Here is a 12,439-nt window from a genome sequence, read left to right as displayed (position 1 = left end):
TCTTTTATCTTTGGGGTATTGAATGTATTGTTGAATTTATTATAATTTATTATATGATTTTACCAATTGTAGCATACGGAAATCCCATTTTACGAAAACCGGCGGCACCTATTACTGCCGATTATCCGGGTTTAAAGGAGCTAATTGATGATATGTGGGAAACAATGTATGCCAGTAGTGGTGTTGGTTTAGCGGGTCCGCAGGTAAATAAACCCATTCGTTTATTTGTAATTGATAGTGCCCAAATTTTTGCCAATATGGAAGAAGATGATGAACGTTATCCTGATGAGCCGGGCATAAAAAAGGTATTTATAAATGCTGAATTAATTGATTTAACCGGTGAAGAATGGGTATATAATGAAGGCTGTTTAAGTATCCCAAAAATTAGGGAAGATATTCAGCGCCCTGAGTTAATTACATTGAAATATGTTGATGAAAATTTTGTGCCTCATACAGAAACCTTTACAGGTTTAACTGCACGTGTTATTCAACATGAATACGACCATATTGATGGAAAATTGTTTATTGATTATTTGAAGCCGCTTAAAAAGAAGTTATTACAAGGTAAATTAAACGACATTAGCAAAGGCAAAATAAAGGTTGATTATAAAATGCTTTTTGCCAAATGAGGTTACTGCAACTTTTTGTTGTAATAATGCTAAGCGGTTTAACGGGAACAGTGTTGGCACAAGACACTACTTCGCAAACTTACCTCGCAGATACAACTGTTGGGTTTGGCAACTCCGGGCGTTTTACATTGCCTGCCGTTTTAGTTCGAACCAACTTTGGTTACGAAAAATTATTGCAGCAAATTAAAGAAGATACTACTTTTTATAAGGCGTTTCGCAACTTGCGTGTGCTTGGTTTTACTGCTTATAACGATATTCAAATGAAAGATAAAGCAGGTGCAACCATCGCATCTATGTACAGTAAAATCCGTCAAAATTATCACGATGGTTGTAGAACCATGGATGTGTTGGAAGAAAAAACTACCGGCAATTTTTATAATAAAAAACACGAATACAATTATTTAACTGCTGAGCTGTATGCGGCTTTGTTTTTTACAAAAGGAAAAGTTTGCGGCGAGAATAATATTGTAAAAGGTCATAGCATTGCTACTGCACAAAAATCGGGCATTGATAAGCACAAAGAGCAATTAAAAATGCTATTCTTCAATCCGGGTAAAAAAGTTCCTGGTATTCCTTTTATTGGAAACAAATTAGATTTATACGATAGTAAAGCGCATGAACTTTATGATTATAGGTTAGATATACAAGAATATCATCAGCAATTATGCTATGTATTTACTATTACTCCTAAAGAAGATTTAACTGCAGCACAAAAAGATGACGTAGTGGTTGATGAAATGGTTACATGGTTTAATACTCAAACTTTGGAAGTTCAAGGCAGAAGGTACATATTAAGTTATAAAGCCGGTGTTTATGATTTTGATGTGACCATGGAAGTTGAAATGACACATTATAAAAATTATTTAGTGCCTTCCATTTTGCGTTATAAAGGTAACTGGGATGTTATCTTTAAAAAAAGAGAGAGGGGCGTTTTTACTGCAACCTTATTTAATTTTCAATAAGAAAATAGCTAATGCGGAAAGACCGCATTTAAACATTTGCAAACACATATTGCAACAAAAAACACTAGATTAAATATTGTTGATTGATAAAATTAATGCAGCGATTGATAAACACTATTGCCTAAAAAATTAAAAAAAGTATTAATTTGCTGTAAGTTTATATTTTTATTACTTGATAAATTTCTTGTATGCGGTTTAAAGATTTAAAGGAAGCACAAATTTTAGCTTTAGCCATTCATACGGAAGATGAAGATGCCAGAATATACCGCGACTTTGCTGAAAGTTTTAAGCTTGATTTTCCCGAATCAGCTTCTGTTTTTGAGAATATGGCGCAAGATGAAGATCGTCATAAACAACATTTAACCGATTTATATAAAAGTAAATTTGGCGAGCATATTCCGCTTATAAGAAGGCAGGATGTAAAAGGTATGTTTCAGCGAAAAGCATTTTGGTTTAATGAAATGATTACTCCTGAAAAAGCCATGCAAGAAGCAATTTTAATGGAAAAAGAAGCTCGCAGCTTTTATGAATTAGCAGCCCAAAAAACAAATGATGCTTCTATACGGGAATTGTTATCCAATTTAGCAAAAGAAGAAGAAAATCATGAGCATAAAGCTGAAGAAATTGATAAAGAAAGAATTGCTTCAGGAATAATTAATGTAGAAAGACAAACAGCAAAAAGATTATTTGTACTGCGTTTTGTACAGCCCGGATTAGCCGGATTAATGGATGGTTCTGTTTCAACTTTAGCACCGTTGTTTGCGGCTGCATTTGCAACTGCTAATCCCGGTGATACTTTTAAAGTTGGTTTGGCAGCATCTATCGGAGCGGGAATAAGTATGGCATTTGCCGAAGCATTATCTGATGATGGCAAAATCAGTGGTCGCGGGTCACCGGTATTACGCGGTTTAGTTTGTGGCGCAATGACCTCTATTGGAGGTTTAGGTCATACATTTCCTTTTCTTATCCCTCAATTTAAACCGGCATTAACATTAGCCATTATTGTAGTAGTGGTTGAACTTGCCGTTATTTCATGGATTCGAAATCATTTTATGGATACACCGCTACTCTCAGCAATATTCCAAGTTGTGGTAGGTGGAATATTGGTATTTATTGTGGGTTGGCTAATTGGTGCAGGATAATTTTGAAGGAAACTTACTAAAGATTGTTGAGAAGTTCGTTTAATGCCTGGGGGCTTATTTTGGTCGGAAATAGTTTTTGTAATCCTGCATTTATACCATATAGGACATTAGTGCCAACATAAAGGTTATTGTTAATCAATGAAATACTTACCAAAGTTATATTGGCATTAGTAGGGATGTGTTGTGCATAAAAACCTTTTTCGCCGGCAGAAGGGGTTAATTTTAAAACGGACCTAACATTATTAAATACAGCAAATACAAGCGTATTTTTGTTAGTAAAGTTTAATGGTAATACTACATTTAAATTGGTAGTGCCTAAGCTTGTGTCCATTGGAGCACCGGCACTAAACCATTGTGAGTGTGTTGATTGTATGGTATAGCCAATAATATGACTCCCATTCATCATTGTATCCCAGTTACTAACGGTACCGGTATTGTCTATTTGCCAGTTAATATCGTATAGTGCACTTGAATTTGGAATACCGCTATAATATTGCATTCCACTTACTGCATCGTCATCTTCCCATTGAATGGTAATAGGCTTGTTTGGATCTATAGATACCGGTTGGTTTTTGCAGGAATAGGTTACATAAAATGCTGAGGCAACAACTAAAGGATATTGACCGGATGTTGCCGAAAGCATGTAGCGAATAAAATCACCTCTTTTTCTTATCTGAATTAATTTTAACTGAACTGAGTCGGTAACAGCATTTAAATTATTGTTTTGGTAAACACAACTTTTCCCAGGTATTTTTATTCTAATATTATTTTTTAGCCATACTGTCGTATCCAAGCTGGGATTAAATAAATTTAAAAAAGGATTTGTTAATCCAATTTGCGATTGTAATGAATCAATAAAACTATTACTAATGGGTTCGTTAGTCCAGGTGGTATCATTAAAAGCCACTCCCTGATAAGGTGTAAACTCATCAGAAAAGTCTTTTTTACAACTGCTAATGGTTATAAAAAGAAGTGCCAAGTAAAAAAGAATTTTTTTCATAGCGTTTGCAATAAGATAGCAATTGATTTATAAATGCTGCCTGCGTCCGTTTAATTGAATACGCGTACCTAAACTAATTCCGGCTGCACCAAAACGTTGATTTACGCCATATAAAGAATTGGTACCTAAAATATTATATCTAAAATATGGTTCAGCAAATACATCCAGCTGCGGTGTTATTCGTCTATAAATTCCTAAGCTACCATAAATGCTGGTTGTAAAACTATGTTCATAAACCCCTGAATTGGATTTACTATTAATGGCAACTACTTGTAAACTGGTATCTAATGTTTCGCCCATATACCATGATGACAGGCCAAAAATAAGTCCTCCATTTATAGTGAAGCGCCAATTGGCATCGGGCATACCAAATTCATAACCCAACATAACCGGTAATTCCACATTCTTATAATGATTCATGCTTTTAATAACCCTATATCCAATTTGTGTTACGGATGAAGTGTCTGTAACCGTTGTTGTGGTACCTTGTGGCGTAGTAATGGTTCTGCGAACTATAACTGTAGTAGTTTGCACCTGATCTTCTTTTCTTTGACTGAACAATTCATTAATTTGGTTGTACTGAATACCTAATTTTAAATAAGTATGTTCACCTATGGTTTTACTAAATCTGGCGCCCACGGTAAAGCCACCACGTAAATGCTCTGTACTATCTTTTTTCTGTAAATAATTAGCACTGGCACCATTGCCTGTAATGGATTTAAAAGTATAATCCGGTGAACCGTATAATTCAATATACCAGTCATTCCTTTGTGCTCCATTGGCGTTGGGGCAGGCATCTAAGCCTAAAATGCGTCTTAAGTTAAGTGGGGGTAGGTGTATTGAATTGGTATTGTATAGTAAGCTGTTTTTTAAAGCAGGCTCAGCATTTACTTGATTATAACCAAAATTATTGCTATTTAAATCATCCCCATCATTAGAAAAATTATTTACGGTTTTATACTTAGCTGATAAGGAGTTAAGGTTGCTATAAGTTTGAGATCTTTTTGATGATGAAATAATAGAGGTTGAGTTTGCTTCGATATTATTGATGTTTACGCTGTTGGAGTTAGCTTTCACATCAGAGTTGGAAGAATTAATACTGTTGGGTGTTTTATTAATTGACAAATTTGAATTATCCTTTTCTGTTGTAGCATTATTTCCATTATTAGGTGTTGCGGAGTAGGCAGGTGTAGTATTCTGTTCGATAGTATTTTTATTTTGACTTGTGTTGTTAAAGAAATAAAATCCGAGCAATAGAGCTGCTATAAAAAAAGTAGCAGCCAGCATAAGCTTTTGGGATGGTGTTAACCAAAATGCTTTAGGCTTTTTTTGTCGCTCAGCCATAATTCGTTCCCACATATCGGGTGGAACGGGGGCGGAGTAGTTTTTCAGTTTATGGCTGAAAAATTCATCCAATTGTTTATCTGTCATTACACAGCAATTTTTTGAAGTTGTAAAATTTGTTCCTGTAATATTTTTCTTGCCTTTACCAGTTGGCTTCTACTAGTACTTGCTTTTATATTTAATAATGTTGCAATTTCTTCATGACTGTATCCTTCTATCACGTTTAAGTTAAACACTATTCTATAACCCGTAGGTAATTGTTGTATGAGTTGCATTAATACTTCTTCACCCAATTGGCTATAGGCAGTAGGTGGAATTTGTGCACTTGATTCTTTTTGGTCATTGACTTCAGAAAATACCAGCTTTTTTTTCTGAATATATTTTAATGCCACATTTACCGTTATTCTACGCATCCACCCTTCAAATGACCCTTCAAATTTGAATTGATTAATGTAATTAAAAATTCTAACAAATGCATCTTGTAACATATCCTCTGCTTCCATGGGGTCTTTGGCATAACGCAAACAAACAGCCATTAACTTACCTGCATACTGCTCATAAAGCATACGCTGGCAAGATGCCTGTTGCTTAATACAGCCTTTAATTATTTCCAACTCTGTCAACTGAGGGGCAGGTTTTATATGTTAACAATAAAAAGATGCCATAGTGGTGCATAATGCTGCCTACTAAGTACTCTTTCCTTAAAAATACCCAATCGTTTTAAATTGTTAACAAAATAGACTGTTAAGGTTGCCTTATTGTTTAATGGTAGAGATTTTTATAGTTGTAAAAATTGTGCTTGAATAAAATCAACTACTTTGGGCAGGCTGTTGGTTTTTTGGAAAACCTGAATTTGTTTATCGGCACCGGTTCCTTCTTCTAAAATAGTATGTATGTATTGTAAAGCGTTTCTGCTGTCTAAATGGTCCACTACATCATCAACAAAATCAAGCAATTCTAAAATGAGCTGACGAGTAGGTACTTCGGTTTCTTTCCCAAAATCAATTAAAGTACCGTCAATTCCATAGCGGCTGGCCCGCCATTTATTTTCATTAATTAAAGCTCTTTGGTAAGAAATAAAATTAAGATTATGGGTGCGTAGTAAATATAGTTTGGCACAAATAGCTTGAAATAGAGCAGCAATTGCAATGGTTTCTTTTATTTTTAAGGGAACATCACAAATCCTAAATTCAACTGTGTTAAAAAATGGATGCACTCTTACATCCCACCAAATTTTTTTAGCATTATCAATGCAATTGGTTTTGATTAATAAGTTAACATAGGCTTCATATGCTTCAATACTTTGAAAATGATCGGGAATACCCGTGCGGGGAAACTTATCAAACACTTTTGAACGAAATGATTTGTATCCGGTAAAACGCCCTTCCCAAAAGGGTGAGTTTGTGCTTAATGCGTACACATGCGGTAAAAAGTAGCGGGCACTATTGGCAATATGTATGGCCATTTTTCTATCTTCTACTCCCACATGTACATGTAATCCAAAAATTAAGTTGCTTCGAGCGGCTTCTTGTAACTCGTTTACAATTTGGTGATAACGATCATGGTCGGTAATTAATTGGCTATTCCAATGGCTAAAAGGATGTGTACCGGCTGCCCCAACAGCCAATCCCATACTATTGGCAATGGCAGAAATATTCCCTCTTAAGGCAGCAACATCATCTAATGCCTCATTAATGTTACTGCAAACATCAGTACCAACTTCTACAACTGCCTGATGCATTTCGGCTTTTACTTTATCTTTCAAAAGTTTTTGTCCCTCAATTACAATTTTTTGTTCATGGCTCTTTAATTCCCGGCTTTCGGGGTCAATAACCATGTATTCTTCTTCAATACCTATTGAAAATTGATGGTAGTTAGGGGTTGACATATATAAAGTTATTTCAATTCTTTATTTTGAAGCATTAATACAATTTGCTTTGTGCGCAACTTCTTTTTACAAATTCACCCCAGGTTAAGTTATCTCTTCCCGGTAGTTGAGTTTGAGCTCTTTCAATAGCAAAATTAGCTGCTGTTTCTACAACCCATTCAAAGTTTTCTTCACCCACACTTGCTTTGTCAGCATCGGGTGCGGGGTTGCAAAAATCAATCGCAAAGGGTATACCGTTACGTACAGCCAGTTCTACGGTATTAAAATCATAGCCTAAGTATTGATTAATTCTGATAACAATATCGGTCATTTCTTGCAATAGTTGCGGTGAAGGATTAAAATGAGCTTCATATCTTAAATGATGCGGATTGCGGGGTTCATAAGGCATTATTCTTACATATTTACCGCCAATACAATAACAGCGATAGTATTCTTCGAAAATAATTTCCTCCTGTAATAGCATTACTAATTGGCCTGTGGTATTATATTTTTCAAAAAAGTCTTCCTCGTTTTTTAATTTAAATACATGTTTCCATCCACCGCCCGCAAAGGGTTTCATATATGCAGGAAAACCAACATATTGAAAAATACTTTCCCAATCTAATGGATATACTAAATTAGCGAATGATGCATCAGAAGTATCATCGGGTAATGAATTTGAAGGTAATATTACTGTTTTAGGAACAGGCACATTTATTTTTGTTGCTAAGCAGTTATTAAAAAATTTTTCATCGGCACTCCACCAAAAAGGGTTATTAATAACGGCGGTCCCACATAAAGCTGCATTTTTTAAATAAGCTCTGTAAAAAGGCACATCTTGGCTAATTCTATCTATAATAACAGTATAACCGCTGTCTTCACCTTGCATAACCTTACTTATTAATACGGGTTCTGCTATAATATCATCTATTTGTTTGTGGTTAATTCTTTCAATAATTGCCTGAGGAAAACTTCTTTCTTTTCCAAACAATATACCTATTTTTTTCATAATATTTAAATTTGAATAATGGTTTTTTCAACAAAGAACTTTTTTAAAAAATTACAACATTAAAATAAGCTTTTTTATTTATGCTGCCATATGTTTATTGAATTTTTTTCTAAAATGAAAATAGTAAGTAACCAGAATACGGAAATGCTTAATGAACAATTGCAGACAAAAATTTAACTTTTGCAATACTTCAATTGTTATATTTGATTTATGCCAATGGACGCTTTGCAAGAAACAACCAAATTCACGGTTGTTGCACATAGTTTATACTCTCAGTACTTAGAACGCAATGTTGAGGTTGAATTTTATGTACCTCCGGATATGCATGTTTTAGAAGAAGTTAGCTTATTGTTTTTTAATGATGGTCAGGATTTGGGTAAAATTCCATTATTAGAAAAATTAAATCAATTGCAGGCTGAAAACAAATTAAATCCACTTTTATGTGTTGGCATTTATTGTGGCGCAGAACGCAAAAGAGAATATGGAGTTGCTTACAGCCCCGATTATTTAGGCCGAGGTGATAAAGCCGGACTATACACAAAATTTATTTTTGATGAGTTACTGCCTTATGTAAGAAAAAAATTTCATGCACCCTCTTTTAAAGAAAAGGCCTTTGCGGGATTTTCGTTAGGTGGGTTAAGTGCTTTGGACATTGTGTGGAACCACGCAACAGAATTTGCTAAAGTAGGTGTATTTAGTGGAAGTTTATGGTGGAGAAGAAAAGCTTACGAGGATGGCTATAATGATGAAACAGACAGGCTTATGCACTTGCAGGTGCAGCATGGTACATTTTATCCGTGGTTACAATTTTTTTTACAATGCGGAACCTTAGACGAAACTGCTGATAGAAATAATAATGGTGTTATTGATAGCATTGATGATACACTTGATTTGATTGTAGCATTAAAGGCTAAAGGTTTTACTGATGCACACATTCATTATTTACTGGTTGAAAATGGTAAACACAATTTTACAACTTGGGGCAGTGCAATGGCTGAATTTTTGTTATGGGGTTGGGGAAAATAAATTATTTCGTTTTTAAATTAATTACATAAAAAAGCCGGAGGCAATTGCTTCCGGCTTTTTTATGTAGGTATTAGTGTAATTAGTTAAACAAGTAACGTATTCCAATTTGTCCTTGCCAGCGTGAGAAAATGCTGGTGTTATCTTGGAAACTATTAACCTGTGGAATTTGGTTTTTAGGATCCTGATATAAGAATGAGAACATGGGTTTACCTGCATTTACACCAGATTGTGCTATCCCTTCAAATTTCAGGAAAGAAGTATTGGTGAAAGTTTTAGCAATGCCCCAGTTTGGATTTAAGAAGTTACCAACATTAATTAAATCGAATGTTAAACGAAGTGTATGGCGGTTTTTACCTGCTTTAATATAGAAGTCTTGAGTAACATTCATATCTAAATGTTTGTACCAAGGTAATACCACTGCATTTCTTTCAGCATATTGACCTCTGTGCTTACTTAAATAGGGGTCTTGTTGAATGAAATTATTCAGTTGATTCCAAATAATATCAGGTGTACGTGTATCTGTTATGGCACCACCACCACCTGTGTTTACAGGCACTAAAACAATGTCTGATTGAGTTTTAGGAATGTAAATTAAGGAACTGTTACCACCTGTAGCAGCATTTACTAAATCGCCTTGGTAGGTATATGAACCAACACCTGCAGTAGCTGCTTCAAATACAAAACCTATTGAAGTTGCATAATGTTTACCATACTCAAAGCGATATTGTGCATAACCGATAACGCGGTGAGGTTGATAGTAACCTGCATAACCTAATTCATCAGAGTTTAAGTCGCCATGTGTAGGTCTGTCTCTCCACATACTTTGTGCAATAGAACCACCATCATTCACATTTTTAGCTTGGCTATAAGTATAGGCAATGCTGGTAGTTAGGTTTTTAACAGAGCGTTGGAACTGAACAGTTGCAGTGTAAGCATATCCTTTATTGGTATTAGCCATTAAAATAGCACTACTAATATTAGGATTAGTTACAGTTGCCCCACCGGCACCAGACCATATTTTGGGTGAAGAGTAACGTAAACGATTATCAGGTCCTACTAATGGTGTTCCTGTTGAAGGAAGGTTTACGTTTTGGAAGTAAACCCCATTCACATCTTTTGAGTAGGTTAATTCAACAGTAGCTACAATATTGCCGGGTAATTTTTGGTCAACAGCACTACTTACCTTCATTACTTGTGGATATTTAAAGTGTGGATCAGTAAATACTAAGTTATAGGAAGTATTGGGCGAAGTAGAGGAAGGTCTGTAGGTATTGATATTTGGACTAAATACCCAAGGTTGACCTGTTGCCGGGTTTGTTGTAGCTTGGAAAAATGAACCAAACTGTACTCCATTGTTACTGGCTTGGTTGCTAATCCATACAAACGGTGGAGGTCCGGCGAATAAACCAAAGCCGCCACGGATTTGTGTTTGGTGGTTATGATTGGGATCCCAGTTAAAGCCAATTCTTGGAGAAATTAATACTTGCGTATTGGGTTTATGGCCTACATCATAAGTTTTACCATATCTAAACTGTAACTGCGAAGCATAAGGGTTAGCAGTAAAACTATTGGTAAATATAGGAGCATCTAAACGCAAACCATAAGTAAGCGTGAAGTTATCCTTCATTCTCCATTTATCCTGTGCAAAAACACCCAATTCATTGGCGCCAACTCTAGCATAGGGGAATGAACCATCCGGCGTTAAAGCATACTGAAGTGTATAGTTTTTGGCAGTAGGAGCACCATTAATGGCACTGTTATAAAAGTCGGTTAAGGTATTAAATTGGTAATCGCCTGCATAGTTTGGTGCAAAACCGTTTACAAACCTTTTAATATAATTCTGAGTACCTAATGTAATTTCATGGTTGCCTTTATACACAGTTAAGATATCAGAAAACTGAAATACATTGGTATTCAATTTATTGTTGTAAGTAAAGGGTTCATATCCAAAGGCAGTATAGCTTTGACCTTGACCATTCATAATGTCAACCATTGGGAAATCTGCCCCGGAAAGACTAGCTCTAAAATCTCTTAAAGCAGTATAACCAATTTGTAATTTGTTGGAAACTCTATTGCTAAAGCGTGTATTTAATTCTCCAATAACAATATTAAAATTGTTGTTGATTCTGTAACCACTACCGCTGAATGGTAATCCTGTTAAGCTAGGTTGACGGTTACCATTTGGAGCGCCACTATTACTGGCCGCAATATCACGATAAGATTTTAAGTAGTTGTACTTTAAAGTGAAAGTACTGTTTTTGCCTACGTTCCAGTCTAAGCGAGCAGTTAACTTATCGCTATAAGTATTGTAGTTATAGTTTTGATAGTTGCCCGGGTTGTATCCATATTTCTGAATTAAGAAATTCTTTAAAGCATCTAAAGTATCGGCTACAGCTTGAGAAATAACACCGGGAACTGAAGCTTGTCCGGGTTTTGCAGCAACATAAGTAGTTGCAGGCTGGCTAATTCTTTCAGATTCAGCACTAACAAATATGAACAATTTGTTTTCAATAATAGGAGCACCAATGGATGCACCACGTAAATTATAAGTATAGCTTGGACGTGGTACAGTGTTCGTTCTTACATTGTATCCTTGTAATCCGGGAGTGCGAATGTAGGTGTAAACAGACCCTTTTACTTGGTTGGTACCACTACGTGTTACTGTATTAACACCTGCACCTGCAAAGCTACCTTGACGAACGTCATAAGGAGAAATATTCACTTGAATTTGTTCAATAGCGTCTAAGCTAATAGGTTGTGAACTAGTTTGTCCACCTAAAGTAGATGCTAAACCAAATGCGTTATTAAAATTAGCACCGTCAACGGTAATGTTATTATAAGAACTATTCATACCGCCAAAGCTCAATCCATTAGCGGAAGGAGTAAGACGTGTAAAATCTTGTAAGCTTCGGTTAATGGTGGGTAAACGTTCTATTTGTGCGCGACTAACAATTTCCTGGCTTCCGGTATGGCCGGTGTTAAACACTTTATCTTGCCTTAAACCCTTTACTTCAACAGTTTTAAGTTCATTGGCTGCTGGTGTTAAACTAAAGTCAGCTTTAAATTCCTGTCCTAATACTAAAAATATATTGTCTTGTTGTTCTGTTCTATAACCCAAAAAGGTAACGGTAATTTGGTAAGGTCCACCCACTTTCATATTGGCCAAGTTGTATCGGCCATCTTTACGGGTTGTGGTTACGTACTTGGTGCCCGTAGGCAAATGAACAGCAGTAACAACAGCACCTTGAATGGGGGTATTTCCGTCCATAACCCTTCCCTGTACGTCGGAAGTGGTTTCTTGTGCTGTTGCATAACTAATGGCCCCAATAAAAAGGGCAAACATAAGTAGCAGTTTTCTTAGCATGTGATTTGATTTTTAATTTTGGTTGCAAAATTGAAGGTTAAAGCTTTAACATTCCTTTGAATGATTGTTACGCTTTCATTAACATACTGCAAAGAT

10 protein-coding genes are annotated in these 12,439 nt (G+C 35.6%); 4 read left to right on the top strand and 6 right to left on the bottom strand.

The window, feature by feature from the left end; translation table 11 throughout:
- Positions 1-53: 53 nt before the first annotated feature.
- From def to mbfA, 3 genes are all read left to right on the top strand, one after another.
- Positions 54-629, top strand: coding sequence for a peptide deformylase (gene def, locus LX80_RS06630; protein ID WP_111294488.1), 576 nt, complete (start codon positions 54-56; stop codon positions 627-629).
- Positions 626-1,591, top strand: a complete 966-nt coding sequence (locus LX80_RS06625; RefSeq protein ID WP_111294486.1) for a hypothetical protein — start codon at positions 626-628, stop codon at positions 1,589-1,591. Before def ends, LX80_RS06625 begins: the two co-directional genes overlap by 4 nt.
- A 188-nt stretch (positions 1,592-1,779) precedes the next feature.
- The gene (mbfA, locus tag LX80_RS06620; RefSeq protein WP_111294484.1) at positions 1,780-2,733 is read left to right on the top strand and encodes an iron exporter MbfA; all 954 of its coding nucleotides are present in this window, start codon (positions 1,780-1,782) and stop codon (positions 2,731-2,733) included.
- A gap of 16 nt (positions 2,734-2,749) precedes the next feature.
- On the opposite strand, the gene LX80_RS06615 is transcribed toward mbfA, so the two are convergent.
- The 5 genes from LX80_RS06615 to LX80_RS06595 form a co-directional block, all read right to left on the bottom strand.
- Positions 2,750-3,733 (bottom strand): hypothetical protein, encoded by a 984-nt coding sequence (locus LX80_RS06615; RefSeq protein WP_111294482.1) that lies wholly within the window; start codon positions 3,731-3,733, stop codon positions 2,750-2,752.
- Positions 3,734-3,760: 27 nt separating this feature from the next.
- Positions 3,761-5,164, bottom strand: a complete 1,404-nt coding sequence (locus LX80_RS06610) for a hypothetical protein (protein ID WP_111294480.1) — start codon at positions 5,162-5,164, stop codon at positions 3,761-3,763.
- A complete protein-coding gene (locus LX80_RS06605; protein ID WP_111294478.1) occupies positions 5,164-5,700 on the bottom strand; it encodes an RNA polymerase sigma factor in 537 nt (178 codons plus the stop codon). The genes LX80_RS06610 and LX80_RS06605 overlap by 1 nt, the downstream gene beginning before the upstream one ends.
- 155 nt (positions 5,701-5,855) lie before the next feature.
- Positions 5,856-6,965 carry a carboxylate-amine ligase gene (locus LX80_RS06600; protein ID WP_111294476.1) on the bottom strand — a complete coding sequence of 370 codons (1,110 nt, stop codon included), beginning with the start codon at positions 6,963-6,965 and terminating at the stop codon, positions 5,856-5,858.
- 34 nt (positions 6,966-6,999) lie between these two features.
- Positions 7,000-7,953: an ATP-grasp domain-containing protein gene (locus LX80_RS06595; protein ID WP_111294474.1), complete on the bottom strand. Its 954-nt coding sequence runs from the start codon at positions 7,951-7,953 to the stop codon at positions 7,000-7,002.
- A gap of 216 nt (positions 7,954-8,169) precedes the next feature.
- Between LX80_RS06595 and LX80_RS06590 the strand changes: the two genes are divergently transcribed.
- Positions 8,170-8,979 (top strand): alpha/beta hydrolase, encoded by an 810-nt coding sequence (locus LX80_RS06590; protein ID WP_111294472.1) that lies wholly within the window; start codon positions 8,170-8,172, stop codon positions 8,977-8,979.
- Positions 8,980-9,058: 79 nt separating this feature from the next.
- On the opposite strand, the gene LX80_RS06585 is transcribed toward LX80_RS06590, so the two are convergent.
- Positions 9,059-12,343, bottom strand: coding sequence for a TonB-dependent receptor (locus tag LX80_RS06585; protein WP_170120393.1), 3,285 nt, complete (start codon positions 12,341-12,343; stop codon positions 9,059-9,061).
- Between the last annotated feature and the right edge of the window lie 96 nt (positions 12,344-12,439).

The sequence above is a fragment of the Hydrotalea sandarakina genome, assembly GCF_003254115.1.
Lineage (GTDB): Bacteria > Bacteroidota > Bacteroidia > Chitinophagales > Chitinophagaceae > Hydrotalea > Hydrotalea sandarakina.
This window is presented reverse-complemented; position numbering and strand designations above follow the sequence as displayed.